20 protein-coding genes are annotated in these 24,667 nt (G+C 64.6%); 6 read left to right on the top strand and 14 right to left on the bottom strand.

Translation table 11 applies throughout. The annotated features are described in order from the left end of the window. Position 1: 1 nt before the first annotated feature. Positions 2–1,003: a porphobilinogen synthase gene (hemB, locus tag VFJ08_RS11100; RefSeq protein WP_324997276.1), complete on the bottom strand. Its 1,002-nt coding sequence runs from the start codon at positions 1,001–1,003 to the stop codon at positions 2–4. Between the two features lie 241 nt (positions 1,004–1,244). On the opposite strand from hemB, the gene VFJ08_RS11095 reads away from it, so the two are divergent. Together VFJ08_RS11095 and VFJ08_RS11090 are read left to right on the top strand one after the other, a co-directional pair. Continuing rightward, the gene (locus VFJ08_RS11095) at positions 1,245–1,811 is read left to right on the top strand and encodes a sigma-70 family RNA polymerase sigma factor (RefSeq protein WP_324997275.1); all 567 of its coding nucleotides are present in this window, start codon (positions 1,245–1,247) and stop codon (positions 1,809–1,811) included. After that, on the top strand, positions 1,808–2,557 hold the full coding sequence (locus VFJ08_RS11090) for an anti-sigma factor (protein WP_324997274.1): 750 nt from the start codon (positions 1,808–1,810) through the stop codon (positions 2,555–2,557). The genes VFJ08_RS11095 and VFJ08_RS11090 overlap by 4 nt, the downstream gene beginning before the upstream one ends. Before the next feature lie 109 nt (positions 2,558–2,666). Here VFJ08_RS11090 and VFJ08_RS11085 read toward each other — a convergent pair whose 3' ends face one another. Further along, positions 2,667–3,545, bottom strand: coding sequence for a DUF547 domain-containing protein (locus tag VFJ08_RS11085; protein ID WP_324997273.1), 879 nt, complete (start codon positions 3,543–3,545; stop codon positions 2,667–2,669). A 162-nt stretch (positions 3,546–3,707) separates the two neighbouring features. Then, a complete protein-coding gene (locus VFJ08_RS11080) occupies positions 3,708–4,682 on the bottom strand; it encodes a malate dehydrogenase (RefSeq protein WP_324997272.1) in 975 nt (324 codons plus the stop codon). Positions 4,683–4,909: 227 nt separating this feature from the next. Here VFJ08_RS11080 and VFJ08_RS11075 point away from each other — a divergent pair, with 227 nt between their 5' ends. Genes VFJ08_RS11075 through VFJ08_RS11060 form a run of 4 tightly spaced genes read left to right on the top strand, consistent with a single transcriptional unit; the run spans position 4,910 to position 9,480 of the window. Further along, a complete protein-coding gene (locus tag VFJ08_RS11075; RefSeq protein WP_324997271.1) occupies positions 4,910–6,166 on the top strand; it encodes an NAD(P)/FAD-dependent oxidoreductase in 1,257 nt (418 codons plus the stop codon). After that, on the top strand, positions 6,154–6,927 hold the full coding sequence (locus VFJ08_RS11070) for a DUF1365 domain-containing protein (protein WP_324997270.1): 774 nt from the start codon (positions 6,154–6,156) through the stop codon (positions 6,925–6,927). The genes VFJ08_RS11075 and VFJ08_RS11070 overlap by 13 nt, the downstream gene beginning before the upstream one ends. A gap of 10 nt (positions 6,928–6,937) precedes the next feature. Further along, positions 6,938–8,158, top strand: a complete 1,221-nt coding sequence (locus VFJ08_RS11065; protein ID WP_324997269.1) for a cyclopropane-fatty-acyl-phospholipid synthase family protein — start codon at positions 6,938–6,940, stop codon at positions 8,156–8,158. Continuing rightward, on the top strand, positions 8,155–9,480 hold the full coding sequence (locus VFJ08_RS11060) for an MFS transporter (RefSeq protein WP_324997268.1): 1,326 nt from the start codon (positions 8,155–8,157) through the stop codon (positions 9,478–9,480). Before VFJ08_RS11065 ends, VFJ08_RS11060 begins: the two co-directional genes overlap by 4 nt. 7 nt (positions 9,481–9,487) lie before the next feature. On the opposite strand, the gene VFJ08_RS11055 is transcribed toward VFJ08_RS11060, so the two are convergent. The 11 genes from VFJ08_RS11055 to VFJ08_RS11005 form a co-directional block, all read right to left on the bottom strand. After that, on the bottom strand, positions 9,488–10,432 hold the full coding sequence (locus VFJ08_RS11055; protein WP_324997267.1) for an acyltransferase: 945 nt from the start codon (positions 10,430–10,432) through the stop codon (positions 9,488–9,490). Continuing rightward, positions 10,429–11,475, bottom strand: coding sequence for a uroporphyrinogen decarboxylase (hemE, locus tag VFJ08_RS11050; RefSeq protein ID WP_324997266.1), 1,047 nt, complete (start codon positions 11,473–11,475; stop codon positions 10,429–10,431). The genes VFJ08_RS11055 and hemE overlap by 4 nt, the downstream gene beginning before the upstream one ends. A 96-nt stretch (positions 11,476–11,571) precedes the next feature. Further along, positions 11,572–12,291, bottom strand: a complete 720-nt coding sequence (gene pyrF / locus VFJ08_RS11045; RefSeq protein ID WP_324997265.1) for an orotidine-5'-phosphate decarboxylase — start codon at positions 12,289–12,291, stop codon at positions 11,572–11,574. 200 nt (positions 12,292–12,491) lie between these two features. Next, on the bottom strand, positions 12,492–13,016 hold the full coding sequence (locus tag VFJ08_RS11040) for a GNAT family N-acetyltransferase (RefSeq protein ID WP_324997264.1): 525 nt from the start codon (positions 13,014–13,016) through the stop codon (positions 12,492–12,494). A gap of 110 nt (positions 13,017–13,126) precedes the next feature. Next, positions 13,127–14,533 carry an FAD-dependent oxidoreductase gene (locus tag VFJ08_RS11035; RefSeq protein ID WP_324997263.1) on the bottom strand — a complete coding sequence of 469 codons (1,407 nt, stop codon included), beginning with the start codon at positions 14,531–14,533 and terminating at the stop codon, positions 13,127–13,129. Between the two features lie 88 nt (positions 14,534–14,621). Continuing rightward, complete coding sequence (gltB, locus tag VFJ08_RS11030) at positions 14,622–19,079, bottom strand: glutamate synthase large subunit (RefSeq protein WP_324997262.1); 4,458 nt, start codon at positions 19,077–19,079, stop codon at positions 14,622–14,624. A 265-nt stretch (positions 19,080–19,344) separates the two neighbouring features. Beyond that, the gene (gene aroB / locus VFJ08_RS11025; protein ID WP_324997261.1) at positions 19,345–20,448 is read right to left on the bottom strand and encodes a 3-dehydroquinate synthase; all 1,104 of its coding nucleotides are present in this window, start codon (positions 20,446–20,448) and stop codon (positions 19,345–19,347) included. Continuing rightward, entirely contained in the window at positions 20,441–21,010 is a 570-nt protein-coding gene (locus VFJ08_RS11020; RefSeq protein ID WP_324997260.1) for an RDD family protein, read from the bottom strand. Before VFJ08_RS11020 ends, aroB begins: the two co-directional genes overlap by 8 nt. Continuing rightward, positions 21,010–21,540, bottom strand: coding sequence for a shikimate kinase AroK (gene aroK / locus VFJ08_RS11015; protein ID WP_324997259.1), 531 nt, complete (start codon positions 21,538–21,540; stop codon positions 21,010–21,012). The genes VFJ08_RS11020 and aroK overlap by 1 nt, the downstream gene beginning before the upstream one ends. 126 nt (positions 21,541–21,666) lie before the next feature. After that, positions 21,667–23,349, bottom strand: a complete 1,683-nt coding sequence (locus VFJ08_RS11010) for an Ig-like domain-containing protein (RefSeq protein ID WP_324997258.1) — start codon at positions 23,347–23,349, stop codon at positions 21,667–21,669. A 72-nt stretch (positions 23,350–23,421) separates the two neighbouring features. Continuing rightward, the coding region (locus VFJ08_RS11005; protein ID WP_324997257.1) for a type IV pilus secretin PilQ at positions 23,422–24,667 on the bottom strand (1,246 nt) is incomplete at its 5' end.

Below are 24,667 nucleotides of genomic sequence, written 5' to 3'. Positions count from 1 at the left end.
TCTATTCCGCCAGCCAGCGCGCGGCGTCCTTGGCGAAATAGGTTAGCACGCCGTCGCAGCCGGCGCGCTTGAAGCTCGTGAGGCACTCCATGACCGCGGCGCGTTCGTCGAGCCAGCCGTTGTCGGCGGCGGCCTTGAGCATCGCGTATTCGCCGGAGACGTGATAGGCGAAGGTCGGTACGCCGAACGTCGTTTTCACGCGGTGGATGATGTCCAGATACGGCATGCCCGGCTTGACCATGACCATGTCCGCGCCTTCCTTGAGATCGAGCGCAACCTCGCGCAGCGCTTCATCGGTATTTGCCGGGTCGACCTGGTAAGTGCGCTTGTCGGCGCGGCCGAGATTGGACGCCGAGCCCAGCGCTTCGCGGAACGGATTGTAGTAGGCCGAGGCGAACTTGGCCGCGTAGGACATGATCACGGTGTTGATATGGCCATCGGCTTCGAGTGCGTCGCGCATTGCGGCGATACGGCCGTCCATCATGTCCGAGGGCGAGACGATATCGGCCCCGGCCTCGGCGTGGGCGCGCATCTGTTCGACCAGAATGCCGATGGTCGGGTCGTTGAGCACATAGCCGTCCTCGTTGATCACGCCGTCCTGGCCGTGGCTGGTATACGGATCGAGCGCGACATCGGTCATCACCCCGAGCTGGGGGAATTCGGCCTTGATCGCGCGGATTGCCTGCGGGATCAGGCCGTCGGGATTGGCCGCCTCGGCCGCGTCCGCTGTCTTCTTGCCCGGATCGACGACCGGGAACAGCACCAGCGCCGGGATGCCCAGCGCGGCGGCTTCGGCGGCCTCGCGCAACAGATCGTCCAGCGTATGCCGGCGTACACCGGGCATCGCCGCCACGTCGGCGGCCTCGCCTTCGGTCACGAACACGGGGTAGATCAAATCGTCGACCGACAGACGATGTTCGCGCGCCAGCCGGCGGGTGAAGTCGTTCGCGCGGGCGCGGCGCAGGCGGGTGGCCGGAAACCGGCCGGGGAAGGTATCGGGCATGATGGCCTCGGGCATGCAATGTCGGCGCCGACGATAGAACCGGCCGGGCGACGATTCAACTATTCAATTATGGATTACTACGGCACGCGCCGATTGATGAAAGCGCGGTATCCGCCGCCGGCGATAACCGTGATTGAGTCCCGGGGCGTAAACGGTCAAACTGACGCGATCATTGAGATCGGGTCGACAATGACAATCCGGTATTTCTGTATATCGCGCGCAGCCGGCGCAAGGCGGTGGAATGGCTGAGCGCGAACAGCTTGCGAACTGGCTCGAGGCCACCGCGCGTGGCGACGAGCAGGCGTTTCAGCAACTCTATGCGGCCACTTCGCCGCAACTCTATGCGCTGTTGCTACGTATTTTGAGAAGCCCCGAACGGGCGCAGGACGCGTTGCAGGACGCTTATGTACGCATCTGGCAGAAAGCCGATACCTACTCGCCCGAGCGTGGTGCGCCGCTGACCTGGCTGTTGTCGATCGCGCGTTACCGCGCGCTCGATCTGCTGCGGCGGCGGCGTCCCGAGGTCGCCATGCCGGAGGAACCCGATCGGGTGGCCACGCTTCTGGAGGACGAACAGAGCTTGTCTCCCGCGCAGGAAAACGAGAATCAGCAGTCCCTGGCTGCGATCAACGCCTGTCTGAACCAATTGTCGGACGAGCAGCGCGAAAGCGTGCTGTTGGCCTACTATGAGGGCTTGACGCATCAGGAACTGTCCGAGCGCATGGACGCGCCGCTCGGCACGGTCAAGAGCTGGATCCGGCGGGGTTTGCTGCGTCTGCGCGACTGTCTGGTGGGGGGCTCGGCATGACCACGCCCGAGCACGACGAACTGGACCTGACCGCGGCCGAATATGTACTCGGCACGCTGGAACCCGAGCAGGCGAGCGCGTTCCGGCAGCGCTTGGCCGACTCCGCCGCGGCCCGGGCGCGCCTGGCGGTCTGGGAAGACCGGCTGGCCCGGCTCGCTCTGGATCTGGAGCCGGTCGCGCCGCCGGCATACGTTTGGGAGGACGTGGCGCGCGCAATCGGCATCGCCCGCGAACAGGCGGCGGATCGCCGGCCCGCTGCGCCCGCCGCGCCGGGCAACGACTTCAAGCGCGCGCGCCGCTGGCGCCGTTTGGCGCTCGCGGCCTCGCTGGCGGCGATCGTTCTGGCCGGCCTGGCGATCTTTGAGTTGCCGGTCTGGCGCGGCGGCGGTCAAATCGCGCCGACCTATGCCAGCGTCATCTACGACAAGCCCACCGGCATGAGTTGGCTGGTTACGTCCTCGGACGACGGCAAGAAGCTCTCGGTGCAGGCCATGGGCGACTTCAAGGTGCCGGCGGGCAAGATGCTGCGGATGTGGATCAAGGCCGGCGACGGCAAACCGCAACTCGTCGGCGAGTTGCCGCACACGCGCGGCCATTACACGATGGCGCTGCCGTCCAAGCTGCGATCCGAACTCGGCGACCATGCCAAAATCATGGTGTCGATGGAGGATACGTCGCGCGCCGGCACGCGCACACCGGGCGGCAAGCTCATGTGGGTGGCACCGGTGGCGCATCGCACCGGCTGAGAGACGTCTACCAAACTACTGCGCTTGCTGCGCTCCGGGCGTGCCCGAACTGCCGGCGCTCGCTATGTTTTGTAAACACCCTCTGAGACGGGCGGTCGCCGGCCGGTGGTCAGTCGTCGTCGGGCTGAAAGCCGTGCCGCTCGATGTTGCGCTCGGAATTGAGCGACCAGTCGTAGGCATAGCCGTCGATGTCGCCGCGCTGTGCGTCCAGCCGCGCCGAAAGCGCGGGCTGGGCGAATCGACGCAGGCGCTGGATCACGCCGAGCGCGTCGCCGCCGAAATCGCTCTGATACCAGTCGTAGATTTTCGACACGATGAGCCGGCCGTCCTCGAAGTGCACGCCTTCGGGCGAATTCACATAATCCTTGGCATTATCGACCAGCGCGCGGTCGATGTTGGCGCCGGTATAAGCCGAATCGCGTAGGCTCGGGCAGGATATCGAGGCACAGTTCACGCCGTAGTGGGTCATGCCGTCCGGCCAGATCGGACGCAGGATGCGGTGCTCGATGTCGTTCAGGCTCAACTCCTCGCCCTCGACTTCGAGTACCTGATCGTCCCAGGGCCCGTGGTGGAACAGCCCGCCGCCGAAGTCACGGATGGAATCCACCGGGTAATCCTCGAGCACGAGGTCGATCGTTTCGGCGTTGTACAGATTGATCCAGTATGCGCGCTGTACATCGCGGTTGTAGCGATCGATGTCGATCTTCTCCATCGCCGCGATGTAGTGCGCCAGCCGGTCTCGATCGGCGGCGGAGACGTCGCCGTAGCGCACGCCGTTCGGCCCGTGGTCGTGAACCACGACGTATTTGTGTAGAAATGCATCGAACGCGCTGTGATCGATGGTGGCGGTGGAATCGGCATCGTGGGCCTGCCAGCGGGCCCATAGATCGGCGTCCGGGGCCGCGTGCGCGGCGGGCGGGGCCAAGAGCAAGGTCAGAATCGACCCAAGGCTGGCGACGATCGAGAGGACGGCGAGCAGACGACGCATTGCGCGACTCCGGATGATGTGACGGCGCGCCCCCGTGTATCGGCCGAATCTAGACTATCGGCGACCGGCGGCCCTTACAACTCGCGCGGATACGCCCCCGAACGGCTGATTCGCATGAAAAAGCCGGCGCGAGGCCGGCTTGTAGCAAGCGCTGTCCGCACCCTACAACAGGTGCGCCACGGCTTCGCGCTCGCTGCGCAGTTCGTCCTCGGTGGCCTGCATGCGCGCGCGGGCGAATTCGCTGATCTCCAGATCCTGAACGATCTTGAACCCGCCGTTGTCGCAGATGACCGGGAACGAATACATGATGCCCGGTTCGATGCCGTAGCTGCCGTCGGCCGGGATACCCATGCTCACGATCGCCCCTGTGCTGCCGGCTACCCAGTTGCGCATATGGTCGATCGCGGCACTGGCCGCCGAGGCCGCGCTGGAAGCGCCGCGCGCTTCAATGATGGCGGCGCCGCGTTGCTGCACGGTGGGGATGAAGTGGTTCTCGTACCAGTCCTGGTCGACCAGATCGAGCGCGGCCCTGCCTTTGACCGTGGCGTGCGACAGGTCGGGGAACTGGGTCGAGCTATGGTTGCCCCAGACCATCATGCCCTCGATATCGGTGACCAGGCTGTCGGTCTTCTGCGCCAGTTGGGAGAGCGAGCGGTTGTGGTCCAGCCGCATCATGGCGGTGAACTGGTTATCGTTCAGGTCGGGGGCGTTGGCCGAGGCGATCAGCGCATTGGTATTGGCCGGATTGCCGACCACCAACACCTTGACGTCCTTGGCGGCATGATCGTTCAGCGCCTTGCCCTGAACCGAAAAGATATCGCCATTGGCCTTGAGCAGGTCCGAGCGTTCCATGCCCTTGCCGCGGGGCTTGGAACCCACCAGCAGCGCATAATCGACGTCCTTGAACGCTTCTTCCGGTTGGTCGGTGCCGTGGATTTCGGTTATCAGCGGGAAGGCGCAGTCGTTGATCTCCATGATCACGCCCTCGAGCGCATCCATGGCCGGCGGAATTTCCAGCAGCTGCAGGATGATTGGCTGGTCATGCCCGAGCATCTCCCCGGTGGCGAGGCGAAAGATCAGCGAATAGCTGATCTGTCCGGCGCCCCCGGTTACGGCTACGCGTACGGCATCTTTCATGGCGGCTCCTTGGTAAAAACCTGGTTGTTGAACGGCCTGGCGTGTGGGCGGATGCGGGGCCGGTGTGGCGGCCGGCCGACGCGCTTGAAAGCGGACCCGCGCCTTGTCCAGAAGATGGGACAAAGGATAGCCCAAACCCCGAAAACGGTCCAAAGAGCGCGGCGCGCTCCGGTCATCGGCCGTCTCGTGGCACTATGAGCCCAAATTCATACGCGGAAGCGGGGCGGATGCAGACAATCGCGATTATCGGCGGCGGCATAGCGGGGCTGGGTGCCGCGTGGTTGTTGCGCGAGGCCGCCGATATCACGCTGTTCGAGGCGGCCGACGGGCTCGGCGGCCATGTCTGCACGGTCATGGACGGCGCGCAGCCGGTCGATACCGGTTTCATCGTGGCCAACGATCGCAATTATCCGTATTTCAACCGCTTTCTGGACGAACTCGGGGTGGCCACCCAGCCCAGCGACATGTCGTTCGGGGTGTCGATCGGCCACGGGGCGATCGAATGGGCCGGGGACAGTCCGGCCAAGCTGTTCGCCCAGCCGGCGTTGGCGGGCGATCCCGCGCACTGGCGCATGATCGCGGATATCCTGCGCTTCAATCGGCGCGCCAAGCGTATGTTGGTGGCCGACCGGGTGCCCGATCTGGCGCTCGGCGAATTCCTCGACAAGCATCGCTTCGGCGAGGCGTTCGCGGCTCGCTATCTGCTGCCGATGGCGGCCGCGATCTGGTCCACGCCGACCGCGGGCATCCGGCGTTTCCCGCTGGCCGCGTTTCTTCGTTTTTTCGACAACCACGGCCTGCTCGACATCAAGGACCGCCCGCAGTGGCACACCGTGGCCGGTGGCAGCCATGCCTATGTGCGCGCGGTGGCGGCCGTGCTGGGCGATCGCGTGCGCTGCGCCACCCCGATCCAGCGCGTGCGCCGTCAGGCCGACGGCGCGACCGTGATCACCGAGCGCGGGCGCACGCTGCATTTCGATCAGGTCATCTTCGCCTGCCATGCCGATACCACGCGCCGCCTGTTGGTCGATGCCGATCCGCGCGAACGCGAACTGCTGGGCGCGTTTTCGTTTCAGCCGAATCGGGCGGTGCTGCACAGCGACCCGAGCCTGATGCCGAAACGCCGGCGCGTCTGGTCGTCGTGGAACTATCTGGCTGACCGCGCAGAGATCTCCGATCAGCGGGTGGCGGTGACCTACTGGATGAACCGGCTGCAGTCGATCCCCGGCCCGCGCGAATATTTCGTCAGCCTCAATCCGCTGACCGAACCCGATCCGGCGCGCGTGATCGCCGAGATCGGCTATTTGCATCCGGTGTTTGACCGCGCCGCGCTCGCCGCCCAGACGCGTTTGGGCGAAATCCAGGGCGCCGGCGGCGTCTGGCACACGGGCGCCTGGTGCGGCTATGGATTCCATGAGGATGGTCTGGCCTCGGCCACAAGGGTGGCCAAGGCGCTGGGCGTCGCCGCGCCGTGGCTGGTTTGAACGCAGCCGCGCTTTATCGCTGTCGTATTATGCACCGGCGGCCGGGCCCGCCGCGTTATCGGTTCACGTATCGCGCTTTCTTCCTACTGCTCGATATCGACGCCATCGACGCGGCCTGTGCGGCGTCGCCGCTGATCTCGCGCAACCGGTTCAATCTGCTGTCGTTTCATGACGCCGATCATGGGCCGCACGACGGATCCGATCTACGCGCCTGGATCGACGCTGTGCTCGCCGAGCACGCCGTCGATTTGGCGGGCGGCCGGGTGCGGTTGTTCACCATGCCGCGCGTGCTCGGTTACGGCTTCAATCCGATCAGCCTGTATTACGCCGAGCATGCCGATACCACGCTGCGTGCGATCGTCGCCGAGGTTCACAACACGTTTGGCGAGCATCACATCTATGTGCTGCACGACAACGGGCGGGCCATGGACTGGCGCGCCGCGCGCGACAAGGCGAAACGGTTTCATGTCTCGCCGTTTTTCGACCGAAGTGGGACCTATCGCTTTCATGTCATGGCGCCCGCAGAGCGCGTAGGGCTCGGCATTCGCCTCTACGACGACGCCGACGAGCTGCGCATCGCGACCGCGCTGTCGGGCACGCGGCGGCGGTTGTCGACGCGCAGCATCGCAATTGCGGTCTGTGTCGTACCTCTGATGACACTCAAGATCACGGCGGCGATCCATTGGCAGGCTCTCAAGATCTGGCTGCGCGGTGCGAAGTTCCATACCAAGCCCGAGCCGCGGCGACCGAATCGATCATAAGAACAACGGCATGACGACGACTTCCTACCACGCGACCGTGGCTTACGGCCGGCCGAGCGGTTGGCGCGAACGAGCGGTGATCAAGCGGCTCGACCGGCTTACCCGCGGCCGTTTGGACGTTATCCTGCCCGGGCGCAGCGTTGCCCGCTTCCAGGGCAGCGAACCCGGTCCGACGGCGACGCTGACGATCCATTCGCCGCGCATGGTGACGCGATTGTTCAAGGCCGGCTCGGTCGGTTTCGCCGAGGGCTATATGGCCGGCGAGTGGGACTGCGACGATCTGCCGGCGCTGATCTATCTGCTGCATCTGAACGCCGCGGCGCTGGCGCCGGATTTTTCGCGTCTGCAGTGGTTGTACAGGTTGGCGTCAAGCGCCGGCCGGCGGCTGCGCGCCAACAGCCGGGCCGGTGCGAAGCGTAACATCGCCTACCACTACGATCTCGGCAACGATTTCTATGCCCGCTGGCTGGACGAGACGTGGACCTATTCCTCGGCGGTATTCGCCCGGCCCGACGAGCCGTTGGCCGAGGCCCAGCGCCGTAAATACGATCGGTTGCTCGAACGCCTCGCGCCCGAGCCGGATGCGCATATTCTGGAAATCGGTTGCGGCTGGGGCGGTTTCGCGCGCCACGCCGCCGAAACCCGGGGTGTACGCGTGACCGGCATCACCCTATCGGAAGAACAACTCCGATTCGCGCGCGAGCGTGCCGTGGCCGGCGGTCTGGCCGATCGCATCGATTTTGCGCTCCGCGATTATCGCGATATCGCCGAAACCTACGACCATGTGGTCTCGATCGAGATGTACGAGGCGGTCGGCGAGGCCTACTGGCCAACTTACTTTAAAGCCATCCACGATGCGCTCAAGCCGGGCGGGCGCGCCGCGATCCAGGCGATCACGATCGACGACGCCCGGTTTGCCTACTATCGCCGCAACGTCGACTTCATACAGAAATATATTTTCCCCGGAGGCATGCTGGCCTCGCCGGCGGTTTTCACCGCGCACGCGGCGGCGGCCGGGCTGGCCGTGCACGAGCGTGATTTCTACGGCCGGCACTACGCACGCACATTGCTGCGCTGGGACCGGGCGGTGGCCGCCGCCGGCGCCGAAATCCGGGCCGAACGCGGCGACTCCTTCTACCGGATGTGGCGCTACTATCTGGCCTACTGCGCGGCCGGTTTCACGTCCGGCAACATCGACCTGATGCAGATCGGTTTACAGCGGCCCGGATGAGCCGACGTTATCCCCTGTCGCGCCTGGCATCCTACGGCGGGCTGGGTCTACCGCTAGCCGCGCTCGGCCTGCCGCTCACCGTGTTTCTGCCGCCGTTCTACGCCCAGATGCCGGGGTTGAACACCGGCATCGTCGGCGTGCTGATCTTCGCTGCGCGCCTGTTCGACGTGATTACCGATCCGGTGATCGGGACACTTTCCGACCGTACGCCCGCCCGTTTCGGCCGGCGCCGGCCTTATATCGTGCTCGGCACGCCGATTCTCATGCTCGCGGCCTGGTTTCTGTTCGTGCCCGGCGCGCACGCCGGGGCGCTCTACCTGCTGATCTGGAGTATGGCGGCTTATCTCGGCTGGACGCTGATCTATCTGCCGTATACGACCATGGGCGCCGAACTGTCGACCGATTACGATGAACGTACGCGCGTCACGGCCTGGCGCGAAGGGTTTTTCGTGCTCGGCACGATGGTCGCCATCGTATTGCCGGCGGCCGTAGGCAAGCTGGCCGGCGGGCCGGCGGCGGGGCTGGCGGCAATCGCGGTCTTTCTGTTGCTCGCGCTGCCGATCGCCGTCGGTTTGTTTCTCTGGCGCGCGCCGGAGCCCGACGCGGCGGCCTCGAACGTGGCCTGGGCCGAAAGTGCGCGTCTGCTGGCCGCCAACAAGCCGTTTCGCCGGCTGGTCGTCGCCTATCTGCTCAACGGCGCGGCCAACGGGCTGCCGGCGGCGCTGTTTCTGTTCTTCGTGCAGTCTGTGCTCGGTGCGAGTCAGGCCACGGCGGGGATTTTCCTGGCGATCTATTTTTTGTCGGCCGTCGCCGGCCTGCCGGTCTGGTTCTGGATCGGGCGGCACTGGTCCAAGCACCGGCTGTGGTGCGCCTCGATGGCATTCGTGGCCGCTATGTTCATCTTTACGATCACGCTGTCGGACAATACTTACAGCATTATTGTCTACACGCTGATCTGTATTTTCGGCGGCTCCTGTCTGGGCGTGGATCAGGCCATCGCCGCCTCGATTCAGGCCGACGTGGTCGACGAGGACACGGCCGCCGGCGGCGACGGCCGCGCGGGGTTGTATTTCGGGCTCTGGGGCATGGCGACCAAACTCGCCTTCGCGGTCGCGCTCGGCATCGCCTATCCGATTCTATGGCTGGCGGGCTTTAACGCCGGCGGGCCCAGCGACGCGACCGCGCTATGGACGCTCGCGGCGCTCTACGGCCTGCTCCCGGTCGCGATCAAAATCGGCGTTATCGTGCTGATCTGGGATTTTCCGCTGGATCGCGATCGTCACGCCGTATTGCAGCGCAGCATCGGCCGTATTCGGCGCTGATCGAGGCTCAAGCGCTGCCGGCTCCGGCCGAAAGATCGTCGAAGGCGCGTCGCGGATCCCGCGGGTCTTGAATGGCGGCGATTTCGGCGTCCTTGTTCGCCCATAGCTCGCGCAGCCAAGCTTTGAACCGGGCGCGGTATTCCGGGTCGGCGCCGTAGTCGCCTTCGGCGAGAGCGGCCGGTACCGCTAGATAACGCACGCGAACCGCGACTTCGGGGATGCGCCCGCACAGCAAATCCCAGAACTTCGGCTCGGGCGTATCGATATAGGCCACGGTCATGTCGAGAATGCCGTCGAGCACGTCGCGCATGGCGTTCACGGCGAACGCGGTACCGCCCGCCTTGGGCGGCAACAGCGTGCGATAGGGCGAGTCCGCGGCGGCGCGCTTGGCCGGCGTGGAACGCGTGCCCTCGGCGTAATTGACCAGCGAGACCGGTAGTCGGCGAAAGACCTCACAGGCGCGCCGCACGGCGTGCATGTCCTCGTCGCGTAGGCTTGGATTATTCTCGATCGCGGCCTGGCTGTGGCGCTTCATGAAAGGAAAATCCAGCGCCCAGCAGGCCAGGCCGATCACCGGCATCCAGCGCAACTGTTCCTTGATGAAGAATCGCGGGAAGGGCAGCCGCGGATCGATCGCCTTGATCAGCAGCATGACATCGGCCCAGCACTGGTGATTCGAGATCAGCACGTAGCGCCCGTCCGGATCGTCGGCCATCTGCTGCTGATAATGCACACGGGTACCGCTGATGCCGAAAATGACGCCGTTGGCCGATCGCGCCCAGGTCTTGGCGATCGCCAGCGGCATGGCGGTGGCCCGGTCGCGGGCGCGGCCGGCCGGCAGCGCGAGCTTGACGAGGCTGGCCGGCAGCAGCGGAATGCCGCAGAGAATCGTCAGACCGATCAGGCCGCCGATGGCCGTGACGCCGCGCAGCGGCCCGGACAGCGCGGTCATCGGCGGGTCGACAATTCGTGAACCGCGTCCACCAGCGCGGCCACGTGATCCGGCTCGACCTCAGGAGTGACGCCGTGGCCGAGGTTGAAAACATGCCCCGGCCGGTCGCCGAAACGGTCCAGGATATCGCGCACCTCGGCCCGGATACGCCCGGGCTCGGCGAACAAAATCGCCGGGTCGGCATTGCCCTGCAGGGCCACCCGGTCGCCGACCCGGGCGGCCGCGTCGTCGATATCGATGGTCCAGTCCAGCCCGATCGCCGATGCGCCGGTCGCCGCGATTGCTTCCAGCCACGGTCCGCCGCCCTTGGTGAACAGGATCGTGGGCACCGCGCCGTCCGGCCCGGGCTCGAGCGCGGCCACGATTTTTTCCATATAGGCCAGCGAAAAGGCGCGATAGTTGGCCGGCGACAGCACGCCGCCCCAGGTATCGAAGATCTGTACCGCTTGTGCGCCGGCGGCGATCTGGGCGTTAAGATAGGCTGCGGTGGCACGGGCCAATACGTCGAGTAGCCGATGCAGCGCGTCCGGCGCGTTGTACATCAACGCCTTGATATGCCGGTAGTTCTTGGACGGGCCACCTTCGACCATATAGGTCGCCAGTGTCCACGGGCTGCCGGCGAAGCCGATCAGCGGCGTCTTGCCCTCCAGTTCGCGCCGGATCAGCTTGACCGCCGCCGGCACATAACCCAGCTCATCCTCGATATCGGGGACCACGAGCCGATCGATCGCGGCCGGCGAGCGCACCGGATGGGCGAAGTGCGGGCCTTCACCGGCGACGAAATGCAAGCCCAGCCCCATGGCTTCGGGGATGGTCAGGATATCGGAGAACAGGATCGCGCCGTCCAGATCGAAGCGGCGCAACGGCTGCAGCGTGACTTCACAGGCCAATTCCGGATTCTGGCAGAGATCCAGAAAGCTACCGGCCTTTTCGCGCAACTTGCGGTATTCCGGCAAGTAACGCCCGGCCTGGCGCATCAGCCAGACCGGGGTGACGTCGACGGGTTGGCGCGCGAGCGCGCGGAGCAGACGGTCGTGAGCCATGGACGATCGGCGGCCGGACGATGGATATGCCGATTCTACCGGCCAGGCGCGGCCGGGCAATAGAAGCGCCGTAAATGCGTCGTAAATACGCTTCGATCACCGCTCGGCAACGGCCCGGGCGATCTCGGCCTGGATTTCTCGAGCCGCCGCCGCCGGATCGGCCGCCTGGCGGATCGGCCGTCCGACGACCAGATAATCCGCGCCCGCCGCGATCGCCCGCGCTGGTGTCATCACGCGCTTCTGATCGTCGGGGCGGGCATCGTTGTCGACCGGCCGGATGCCGGGCGTGACCGTAATCAGCGTATCCGGCGCTTCGGCGCGGAGTTTCTCAAGTTCCAGACCGGAAGACACCACGCCGTCGCAGCCGGCCGCCGACGCGCGTCGCGCGCGGGACAGCACCAGTTCGTCGATATCGCAGTCAAAGCCCAGATCCGTCATATCGCCGCGATCCAGGCTGGTGAGCGCGGTGACCGCAAGAATCTTCGCGCCGCCTCGTCGCGCCGCTCCGGCCGCTTCCATGATGCGCTGATTGCCGTGGATGGTGATGAAATCCACATTCCGTGCGTCCAGCCGGGCGACCGCGGCCGCCACGGTGGCCGGCACATCGAACAGCTTCACGTCGACAAAGACCTTCTTGCCGCGCGCCTTGAGCCAGTCGATTAGCTCGAAATAGCCGGGCGACATCGCCAGTTCCAGGCCGACCTTATAGAAGGTCACGGTCTCGCCGAGTGTCTCGACCAGCGCGCGGGCGGCGTCGGTATCGGGTACGTCCAGCGCGAAGATCAGGCGGTCGCGGGTTTCGGCAATCTCGATCATGACAAAGTCGGCCCCGATGAAATCGATGGCGCCGGATGGCGGCCGGGGGCGATTATAAACGCTCCGCTGCATGGGACCGCGTGCCGTTGGCGTGATATGCGCGACACATCAACGGGACTCTGGTGTCCACGGTCGGCTCGACCCGCCGCAGTTGCCACGCCTGCATCGAAGAAACGGCGATCCTTTTGCAACTTGCCAAGTTACTCCGGCCCATGCCTGACGCAAGTTATTCGAAAACCGCGTGCTTTATAGTTGGCGAGCGCGTTCGGATGATCGAAATTACAGGTATGAAGCCAAACGCGTCGCGTGTCCGGTTCTCGCCATGCCTTGTTCACGCCCGCCGCTAAAACCGCGCCGCCATAGCCCGCGCCGATCCAGTTCGGCGTGAGGCCGAAGTAGGTGATCTCGACATTGCCGTCGTCGGCGAAATCGAGCTCGACGAAGCCGATCGGTTCGTCCGCGACCCGCGCCACCCAAACGGCCACGTGCGCGTCGTGCGAGCGGGCTTGCCATTCGGCAAACGACCAGGATAGACGATCGGTCCACTGCCATGCGGATCCAACCCGTATATACAATGCGCGGTGCAGCTCCGGGTCCGGCGGGCTCATCAATTCGAAATCGAAATCCGGCGCTGATCGTCTCGGCCAAAGCAGGTCGGCCGGAGAGCTCATCTCCAGATACGTGATAATTTCTTCGTCGGAATGTAGCCCGGTTTTCGTGTGCATTTTGCCAAGTAATAGGCTTTTAATAAGAATTCGCGGTGCTGTCGATCAACGCGCTCATGTTCGTGGTCGAGCTCGCCGCCGAGCCGTATGTTCTTGTGTCGGTGGCCGGATCAGACCGCGAGATAGTCGAGAATGCCCTTGGCCGCCTCGCGGCCTTCGTAAACGGCGGTGACGACCAGATCCGAGCCGCGCACCATGTCGCCGCCGGCGAAGATTTTCGGATTGGTGGTTTGGTGCTTGAAGCGGCCTTTTTCCGGCGCGATCACGCGGCCGCCGTCGTCGCATTCGATCTCGTGGGTGTCGAACCAGTCCTGCGGGTTGGGGCGGAAGCCAAACGCGATAATCACGCGATCGGCCTCGATGACTTCCTCGGTGCCCGGCACCGGCTCGGGGCGACGACGGCCGCGTTCGTCGGGTTCGCCGAGGTGGGTCGTGACCATCTTGATGCCTTCGACAAAGGTATCGCCCACGATTTCCACCGGCTGACGATTGAAGCGAAACTGCACGCCTTCTTCCTTGGCGTTTTCCACCTCGCGGGCCGAGCCGGGCATGTTCTCTTCGTCGCGCCGGTAGGCGCAGATCACTTCCTTCGCGCCCTGGCGGATCGAGGTGCGGTTGCAGTCCATCGCGGTGTCGCCGCCGCCGAGCACGACCACGCGCTGGCCTTTCATGTCGACGAAGGGATGCTCGCCTTTCACGCCGATCTCGCGGTTGATGTTGCCGACCAGGAACGGCAGGGCCTCGAAGACGCCCTTCAAGTCCTCGCCCGGGAAGCCGCCTTTCATGTAGGTGTAGGTGCCCATGCCCATGAACACAGCATCGTATTCTTCGAGCAGCGCCTCGATCTGAATGTCTTTACCGACTTCGACACCCAGCCGGAATTCCACGCCCATGCCTTCCATGACCTCGCGGCGGGTTTCGACGACGTCTTTTTCCAGCTTGAACGGCGGGATGCCGAAGGTGAGCAGGCCGCCGATGCGCGGGTATTTGTCGTAAACCACGGCGTGGACGCCGCCGCGCACTAGGATGTCGGCCGCGCCCAGGCCGGCCGGCCCGGCGCCGATCACGGCGACCTTTTTATCGGTCCAGACGACGTTGGAGACATCCGGCCGCCAGCCCTGCCTGAAGGCTTCGTCGGTGATGTATTTCTCGACCGAGCCGATGGTGATGGCGCCCAGGCCGTCGTTCATCGTGCAGGCGCCTTCGCACAGGCGATCCTGCGGACAGATACGGCCGCAGATTTCGGGCAGGGTGTTGGTGGCGTGCGACAGTTCCGCAGCCTCGAACAGATTGCCTTCGTTGACCATCTTGAGCCAGTTCGGAATGTAGTTGTGCACCGGGCACTTCCATTCGCAGTACGGATTGCCGCAGGAGATACAGCGCCCGGATTGCTGGGCGGCCGTTTCCTTGTCGAACTGGCCGTAGATCTCGGCGAACTCGTGAATGCGCACGGGCACGGCGACTTTGGCCGGGTCCTGGCGCGGCACCTCGAGAAACTGAAGATTGTTCTTTGCCATCTATACTCCTTGTCGCGGCGCGATGCGGCTCTTGTCGCGATGCGAAAGCGGGCCGCGGGCGATGCCGCGGCCCCTTGTCCGGTATCGGTTAGGCCGCGCGGGTCAGCGTATCCAGAATGGTTTCCACGCTTTCCGCCTTCGGCTTGACCAGCCAGAACTGGCCGACGTAGTCGCGGAAATCCTCGAGAATTTCCGAGCCCCAGGCGCTGCCCGTGGCTTCGACGTAGGCCTCGATGAGCTGGTACAGATAATGGCGGTGGGCCTCCATGTTTTCGGACACCACGCGATGGATGTCGATCAGCTCGTGGTTATAACGATCGACGAACTCGCGTTTCTCGTCCAGCACATAGGCCGCGCCGCCGGTCATGCCGGCGCCGAAGTTGATGCCCGTGGGCCCGAGCACGACCACGCAGCCGCCGGTCATGTACTCGCAGCCGTGATCGCCCACGCCCTCGATTATCGCGGTGGCGCCCGAGTTGCGCACGCCGAAGCGCTCCCCGGCCTGACCCTCCGCATACAGCGTGCCGCCGGTCGCGCCGTACAGACAGGTGTTGCCGATAATCGCGGCCTCGCGCGCCACGAAGTCGGAGTTTTCGGCCGTACGGATGATGATGCGCCCGCCGGCCATGCCTTTGGCGACGTAGTCGTTGGCGTCGCCGGTGAGGTGCATGTGCAGACCGCCGGCGTTCCACACGCCGAAGCTCTGGCCGGCGGTGCCGGTGAGTTCCAGAGTGATCGGCGTATCTTCCATGCCGAGATTGCCGTGGCGCGCCGCGATCTCGCCGGACACGCGGGCGCCGATCGAGCGGTCGCTGTTCTGTACGTCGTAGGCGAACGTGCCGCCGGCCTTGTTCTCGATCGCGGACAGCGTATCGGCGACCATGCGCTCGGCCAGTTCGCCCTTGTCGAAGGGTTCGTTGTGCGGCGAGACACAGTACATCGGCTTGTCGTCGGCCAGCCCGCCCGTGGACAGCAGCGGCTTCAGATTCAGACCGGCCTGTTTGGCGGTTTCGCCCCTCAGGATCTCCAGCAGATCGGTGCGCCCGATCAGGTCTTCGAGCTTCTTCACCCCGATCGAGGCCATGATCTCGCGCGTATCCTGGGCGATGAAGCGGAAGAAGTTCTGCACCATCTCGGGAATGCCGATGAAATAGCGCTCGCGCAGGATCTGGTTCTGGGTGGCGACGCCGGTCGCGCAGTTGTTGAGATGACACACCCGCAGATATTTACAGCCGAGCGCGACCATCGGCCCGGTGCCGAAACCGAAGGATTCGGCGCCCAGGATCGCGGCCTTGATCACGTCCAGCCCGGTTTTGAGCCCGCCGTCGGTCTGCACCCGAACCTTCTCGCGCAGATCGTTGGCGCGCAGGGTCTGATGCGTTTCGGACAGGCCCAGCTCCCACGGCGTGCCGGCATAGCGCACCGAGGTCAGCGGCGAGGCGCCCGTGCCGCCGTCGTAGCCGGAAATGGTGATCAAATCCGCATAGGCCTTGGCCACGCCGGCCGCGATCGTGCCCACGCCGGGCCCGGCCACGAGCTTGACCGAAACCAACGCCTTGGGATTGACCTGCTTCAAGTCGAAAATGAGCTGGGCCAGATCCTCGATCGAGTAGATATCGTGATGCGGCGGCGGGCTGATCAGCGCCACGCCCGGGCGTGAATAGCGCAGGCGCGCGATCATTTCATTGACCTTATGCCCGGGCAATTGACCGCCTTCACCCGGCTTGGCGCCCTGGGCGATCTTGATCTGCAGCACTTCGGCGTTGACCAGATAGTGCGGCGTCACGCCGAAGCGGCCGGAGGCGACCTGCTTGATCTTGGACATCTTGTCGGTGCCGAAGCGGGCCGAATCCTCGCCGCCTTCGCCGGAATTCGAGCGCCCGCCCATGCGGTTCATGCCCTGGGCCAACGATTCGTGCGCCTCGGGCGAGAGCGCGCCGAGACTCATGCCGGCCGAGTCGAATCTAGGCGTGATGGCTTCGATCGACTCGACCTCGTCGATATCGATCGGCTCGAGATCGTCTCTAAGCGCCAGCAGATCGCGCAGCACGGCGACCGGCCGGTTCTGTACGATGCGGGCGTATTCGCGGTACTTGGCGTATTCGCCGGACGACACCGCATCGTGCAGCGTGGCGATCACGTCCGGGTTGTAGCAGTGATATTCCTGGCCGTAGACGAACTTCAGAATGCCGCCCTGATCAATCGCGATGCGCGTGTTCCAGGCGTTTTGGGCCAGATGCGCAGCATCCGCTTGCAGGTGGGCGAACCCGGCGCCGCCGATGCGCGAGACCGTGCCGGCAAAGCACAGATCCACGACCTCGTCGGCCAGACCCACGATCTCGAACAGCTGAGCGCCGCGGTAGCTCGCGACCGTGGAGATGCCCATCTTGGACATGATCTTGTACAGACCCTTATTGATCCCCTGACGATAAGCCGCGCATAGTTCGTCGGCATTGCGGTCGTGAATCTGGCCGATCTGGGCCAGGTCGTTGAGGCACTCGTAGGCCAAATAGGGGTGGACGGCGGTAGCGCCGTAGCCGATCAGGCAGGCGAAATGATGCGCATCGCGCGCCGCGGCCGTGTCGATCACCAGATTGGCGTCGCAGCGCAGGTTCTCGCGCGTCAGCCGGTGATGCACCGCCCCCGTGGCGAGCAGCGCCTGGATCGGCAGCTGGCCTTCGTCGACGTTATGATCGGTGAGCACGATAACGGTCTTGCCGGCGCGCACTTCGTCGACCACGCGCTCGCACAGGTTTTCGACCGCTTCGCGCAGGTCGCCGTTGGCCGGATAGGTCAGATCCAGCGTGATCTGGGCGTAGTCGTCGTCCTCGACCGACAGCAGGCGCCGGAATTTGCCGGTGGACAGCACGGGCGAGTCGACCACCAGCCGCTTGGCCCGGGCTTCGGACTCGTCGAAGACGTTGAGCTCGCGGCCGAAGCAGGTTTCCAGCGACATCACGATGCGCTCGCGCAACGGATCGATCGGCGGGTTGGTGACCTGGGCGAACTGCTGGCGGAAGTAGTCGAACAGCACGCGGTCGACCCGGGAAAGCACCGGAAACGGCGTGTCGTCGCCCATCGAGCCGATCGCTTCCTGGCCGGCCTCGGCCAGCGGCCGCAGCACCTGATCGCGTTCCTCGAACGTCACGTGGAACAGTTTTTCCAGCGACTTCAGGCGGGTGCGATCCATCCAGGCCTCATCGCGCGTATCGGCGAGGCGCGACTCCAGGATACGGGCGTGCTTCTTCAGCCACTTTTTGTATGGCGCGCGGCCGGCCAGCTTGGCGTCGATATCGCGCGGCTGCAATAGTTCGCCGTTGTCGGTGTCGATGGCCAGCATGTCGCCGGGTTTCAGGCGGCCCTTGGCGACCACGTCCTCCGGCTTGTAATCCCAGACGCCGATCTCCGAGGCCAGCGTGATGTGGCGGTCCTTGGTGATCACGTAGCGGGCGGGCCGCAGGCCGTTGCGGTCCATGCAGCAGGCGGCGTAGCGGCCGTCGGTGAGCACGATGCCGGCCGGGCCGTCCCACGGCTCCATATGCATGGAGTTGTATTCGTAGAACGCGCGCATGTCGGGCGACATGTAGTCGACGTTCTGCCAGGCCGGCGGCATCAGCAGGCGCATGGCGTAGAAGATGTCCATGCCGCCGGCGAGCAGGATCTCGAGCATATTGTCGAGGCTGCAGGAATCCGAACCGGTCATCGAGACCAGCGGCAGGATCGATTCCAGATCCGGCAGGTCCTTGGAAGCGAACTTGGAGGCTCTGGCGGTCGACCAGTTGCGGTTGCCGGTGATGGTGTTGATCTCGCCGTTGTGCGCGAGATAGCGAAACGGCTGGGCCAGGCGCCACTGCGGCAGCGTGTTGGTGGAAAACCGCTGGTGGAACACGCACAGCGAGGTGGTCAGTCGTTCGTCGGCCAGATCCTTGTAGAACACGGTGAGATAGCTCGGCATCACCATGCCCTTGAACGAAAACACCCGCGCCGACAGCGACGGCACGTAGAAGGTGTCGTCGTCGGGCAGGGCGTTCTCGGTGCGCCGCCGGGCGATGATCAGCCGGGTCTCGAACAGGTTGTGGTCCATATCCGCCGGCGCGTTGACGAATATCTGTTCGAAGCGTGGCAAGGTCTCCAGCGCTTCGGCGCCGCAGGCGGATGTCGCGTCGGTCGGCACGCCGCGCCAGCCGGCGACGGTGAGCCCGGCGCCGTCGAGCTGTTTTTCCAGTTCGGCCTTCGCCGCGTCCGCCGCGGCGTCATCCAGGCTCAGGAACACGATGCCGCTGGCATACAGCTCGGCCAGATCGATATCGGCTTCGGCCGCGATCGTGCGCAAAAACGAATCGGGCTTCTTGATCAGCAGGCCGCAGCCATCGCCGGTCTTGCCGTCGGCCGCGACCGCGCCGCGATGCGTCAGGCGCTCGAGCGCGCCGATCGCGGTATCGACCAGCCAATGGCTCGGCTGGTCGTCCATATTGGCGATCAGGCCGAAGCCGCAAGCATCTTTTTCGAACTCCGGTGAGTAGAGTCCGCCTTCGAGTTTATGCATAGTCCATTCCCTTGGATGGGCTACGGTCCGAAAAACCGCGCGCGTTACGCGCTCGGCCGGCCGGACCCGGAAGTCGTCGCAGCGCGGGCCGCGGCCCGTCAGGCGGGTTACGCAACTGGGGAAGGCGCGGGTTCGGCGGCGACGGGCAGCGCCAGTTAGCTGGCGCGCGAGCGGTGGAACCGCTGGTTTTAATATAAAAGGCCTGCGAGCGACAATCAATCACGCGCCGGCCGCGACGCGGTGCCGTATGAAACCTCAACAGGCCCTACGCCGCCAGATAATGGTGCAGCGTATCGTCGAGCGCGGCGCCGAGGTCTTCATGAATGATGGCCCGGCCGATGTCGGTCAGCAGCACCAGGCGCAGGGTGCCGGCGGTGACTTTCTTGTCGCGCCGCATCAGTTCGAGTATGCGGGCCGCGGACGTTTGTTCAGGCGGCGCGATCGGCAGGCCGGCGGCCGCGATCACGGCCTCGATACGCTCGACCTGGGCGCTGTTCAGCCAGCCCAGCCGCTTCGAGGTGTCGGCCGCCATGCACATGCCGGCGGCTACCGCCTCGCCGTGTAGCCAGGCGCCATAGCCGAGCTCGGCTTCGAGCGCGTGGCCGAAGGTATGGCCGAGGTTGAGCAGGGCGCGCTCGCCCGCCTCGCGCTCGTCGGCGACCACGACCTCGGCCTTGTTCGCGCACGAGCGCCGGATGACTTCGGCCACCAGTTCCGGGTCGCGGGCGTTGATATCGGCCATGTGGGCTTCCAGCCAGTCGAAGAAGCCGGCGTCGCGGATCAGTCCGTACTTGATCACCTCGGCCATGCCGGCCGCGAACTCGCGCTGCGGCAGCGTGGCCAGCACGTCCACATCGGCGAGCACGCGCTTGGGTTGATGAAAGGCGCCGATCATGTTCTTGCCGAGCGGGTGATTGACGCCGGTCTTGCCGCCGACCGACGAATCGACCTGGGCGAGCAGGGTGGTGGGCACCTGCACGAAATCCACGCCGCGCTGATAAATTGCGGCCGCGAAGCCCGCCAGGTCGCCGATCACGCCGCCGCCGAGCGCCACGACGGTGGTGTCGCGCCCGTAGCCGCTCGACAGCATATGCTCGGCGATGGTGTCGATGCTCGCGAGTGTCTTGTGTACTTCGCCATCGGCCAGGATGAGCGTGTCCACCTCGTGGCCGGACTGGGCGAGCGCGGTCTCGACCGGTTCGCGGTAGTGCGGCGCGACCGTCTCGTTGGTGATGATCAGCACGCGCCGGCCGCGGAGCGCGCCGTCGTAGGACGCGCCCCGGCCGATGAGTCCCGGCCCGATCAGGATGTCGTAGGCGCGCGATCCGAGTTCGACGCGCAGGCTGCGGGCGGCGGGGCTATCAATCATTTTTCCATCCGGTGTGGGGTTTCGGCGCGGCCGGCGGCGCGTCGAAACGCACCGCTTCGATGCGCCGCGGCCGGCGCACGACCACGGTTCTGGCCAGTTTGTCGTGCCAGCCCTGCTTGCGCGGGTCGATCCCGACCCAGATCAGGCCGAGGCCCAGCGGGATCGTCGACACGTAATAGCCAAGATAGCGCAGTATCGACTGACCAGGGGCGAGGCGCTCGCCGCTGCGGGCATCGACCACGCGCGCGCGAATCGCCATCTTGCCCGGTGTCGCTTCGCGGGTCAGCCAAAAGATTATGACCACGACCGCCGGCAATACCCAGTAAAGCAGGATATGCAGCGGCCCGGGCAGGGTCGGCATCAGGGTCAGCGCGCCGTAGTCGATGCGCCCGTTGGGCATGATCAGCCGGCCGCCGGTCGCGTGCGCGCCGGACGGGCCCGGCACGACGAGCGAGAGCAGCGGGAAGACGACCAACAGCAGCAGCGCGCTGTCGATAATCGAGGCCCAGACCCGGATCCAGAATCCGGCGTAAACCCACTCGCCAGCCCGCTGCTCGGCCATCAGGCCGTGCCGATGGCTTCCAGCTGCTCCACGATCTCGCGCGCCAGCCTGCGGGCCTGTTGATCGCCCGTGGTCACCACAATGTCGGCGATCGAGCGATATAGCGGATCACGCGTTTCCATGAGCTGGGTCAGCGTCGTTTCCAGATCCTCGCTATCGGCCAGCAGCGGTCGGCTATTGGATTTGCGGGTGCGGGCGAGCTGCTGTTCCAGCGAGGTCTCGAGATAGACCACCACCCCGCGCGCCGAGAGCAGATCGCGCGTACCGGCGTCGAGCACGGCGCCGCCGCCGGTGGCCATGACGGTGTTGGGCGCCTCCGATAGCTCGGCGATCATGTCGCGCTCACGCTTGCGGAAACCTTCCTCGCCTTCCATATCGAAGATGAAGGAAATATCCACGCCGGTGCGTTTTTCGACTTCGTGATCCGAATCGACGAAATGCATGCCTTTGAGCTCGGCGATGCGCCGGCCCACGGTGGTTTTGCCGGCCCCCATGGGGCCGACCAGATAGATATTCGGGTTTGCTGCCATGTGCGTACAAACAGATGTAGACGATAGAGAAAACATCAACGGCATACTTATCCGATGATGGACTGCCTATTGTAACGCAGTCGGCCGTCATCGGCGCTGCCGCGTCGGAGACGGCGGTAACAGACCCTACTGTGTTATCGCGACGTTCGCCCGGCTGATCGTGCCTTTTGGTGTCGTGACCGTGATCCGAAGCAGGCCGGAGCCTGGATCGTTTCCCGGCAGTATATGGAACGTCGCGCCTCGATAGGGCCCGGGCGCATTGGTTGGGCGTACGGTATAAGACGTTGTGCCGTCGAGTTCGCCCTGGGTTACGCTCGCTTCGACGGTGGTGTCCGCCGGCGGCACTTGGCCGTTGACATCGAACACCGTGGGTTGAATGGTGACCGGGCCGCCGGCCAAGGAAATCGAGCCCGGCAGGTTGCCGATATTCAGGCTCGAGCCGGACAGGACCACCACGATATTTCGACGAACATTGATTGTTGGGCTTGTTGCGCACTTGTCGCCGGCTTTGCACAGCAGGCCGCTGAATTTTTGATCCTTTTCGGTGTAGCCGTCTTCTGAGTTGAAGTTGAGATAAGGCTCGTTGTTGTCCCAGCGCCCGTTTTCGTTATCGTCGCGAAATGCCTCGGGTAGATCCGTGAAGCTTTCATTTGGGTCGTACCGGCCGTTCGAGGGGTTACTGTCGACGAAGGATTCCTCTCCGATCGCGGTGGCCCGGATCGTGACCCGGCCGTTTTCCGGTCGCGGGTCCTGCGCGGTGAAGGTCACCGAACATACGCCGTCTTGTGTGACACAGCTGCCCGGAATCGAACCGCCCTCGGTCGTAAAGTTGACGGCGGTGCCGTTGGGCACTGGATTATTGAAGCGGTCAGCCGCGCGAACCGTGATCTGGGTCGATGTCCCGTCGTAGCTCCAGCCCTCGATGTTGGGTGTTTCGGCGCTGACCGAAAAGCTGTCGTTATCCGGGGCGCCCGTGGTGACCGCCAGCACATTGGAACGCGCGCTCACGGTTACCCCGTTACTGCCGATACTGCGGGCCCGCACCTGCGCGGTTGTCGCCTGCGTACCGGCGGTGACGATGACGACTGCTTGGCCGCTGCTGTCGGTCATGGCGCTGGTTCGGTTCAGCTTCAGCCCGCCGACCGCCGTATCCAGCGAGAAATCGACGCGCTGGTTGGGTACGGGCTGGCCGTTCGCGTCGGTCACCGTGAACGTGAGGCTGGATTGCTCGGGCAGGATGCCGGTGCCGCGAATGCCGATTTGCTGCGGACTGGCGCCGCTGAATTGTAACGCGCCGAGCCGTGGCAACGACGTCGTTACGGTGACCTTGGCGGTCAGCGTCGCGCCGTCGATGCTCGTTCTTGCGGTCACGACGTCTTTTCCTTCACACCCCAGGGCGGTATAGGTCGTGCTTATGTTGCCGTCGCTGTTGGTGACCACGGCGGGCGCGATATCCGCGAGGCCCTGGCGGGTACAATCGGAGCTGAAAAAAACGTCCGTGCTGTCGCTTAAGCCGGTGTTGTCGGCCCCGACCAGATTGACGCTGAGCTCGGTGCTTTCGCCCGAGGACAGCACGGCATTCGATGCCTTGATCGTGCCGTTTTGAAATACGCCGGCGTCGTCGAACGTGCCGAACAAGGCCACGGCCTGGCCGCCGCCGGCTGGATTGCCGTTGTCGCCGCTGCTGCTGCCACCCCCGCCGCCCCCGTCGTTGCTGCTGTCGTGGCCGGTGGTGCAGCCGGTGAAAAGGCTCAAGCCGGCAATGAGGCCGGCAATGAAGATGATCAGCCCCCATCTCGAACGCTGCAACATATATCCCCCTTTCGTTACTTGAATCGTCGCCGTAAGAGTCTGAGCAGGCTCTAAGGACTCCAATGCGGGTCAGCGGCTCCCGACGGTCAGATTGTTGTCGAGTATTCTCGGCGTGACGAAGATGAGCAGTTCTTGTTTGTCGCGCTGGCGCGAGTGGCCTCTGAACAGCGCACCTAGCAGCGGAATCTTGCTGATATAGGGCACGCCGTCGGTCGCGTCGCGATTGGTCTGTTCGAAGATGCCGCCGAGCACGACGGTATCGCCGTTGTCGACCAGCACCTGGGTGGTCAGGCTGCGGGTGTCGATCGAGGGCACCGAGCCGCCTTCGGCGGTCGGCACGTAGTCGCCGACCGAGTCCTGGGTGACGTTGAGATTCATGATCACTTTCTTGTTCGGCGTGATCTTGGGCGTCACGTTGAGGCTCAGCACGGCTTTCTTGAACTCGATGCTTGTACCCTGATCGCTGCCCGAAGTACCCGATTGATAGGGAATTTCGCGGCCCTGTTCAATGTTGGCTTCCTGGCCGTCGGCGGTGATGATGCGCGGCGAGGAAATGATCTCGCCGTTGTTCTCCGATTCCATCGCCGACAGTTCCAGATTCAGACTGAACGTATCGGTGATAATGCTCGTCGACAGCAAGCTGGTGGCGTTGGTCGCCGGCAGGCTTACCGAATAGCCGCCGTTGTTGGCGTTGTAAGCGCTGCTAAGCGAGCCTGAATTTTGAGCGTCAAGCGCGTTGTTAAGCCGTGAGTTGTCGACGCCGGTCTGGGAGACGCCCAGATTGCGCGTGAAATCGCGGTTGGCGATCACGATGCGCGATTGAATCAGCACCTGGCGCACCGGAATATCGAGTTGATTGATCAGGCTGCGAACTTGATCGAGTTTTTCGCGCGTATCGGTGACCAGCAGGCTGTTGGTGCGGTCGTCGACCGTCACGTGGCCGCGCGGCGAGAGCAGCGACGGCGTGTCGTCCGAACCGCCGATGTTGGCTGGCGCGGGCGTGCCGGGTACCGCGATACTGCGGCTCGAAGGCGATGTAGCCGTATTGGATTTGAGAATCTGCGCAATATCCGCGGCCCGCGCATAGTTGATCTGAATGATCTCGGAATGCAGCGGCGCCAGCTCGATGCTTGCGGCGCGAGCGGCCGCCTTGGCCCTTTGACGATTCGCGATCTCGGCCAGCGGGGCGACCGTGATCACGTTGTTGTTGCGCGTCATGCCCAGGCTCTTGGAGTTGAGGATGATGTCGAGCGCCTGGTCCCATGGCACGTCGTCGAGCTGTAGCGCAACGGTGCCCGACACACTGTCCGAGACC

This window comes from Salinisphaera sp. (genome assembly GCF_035690525.1).
Classification (GTDB): domain Bacteria; phylum Pseudomonadota; class Gammaproteobacteria; order Nevskiales; family Salinisphaeraceae; genus Salinisphaera.
The sequence above is the reverse complement of the archived record's forward strand: the minus strand, read 5'-3'. Positions and strand labels throughout refer to the sequence as shown.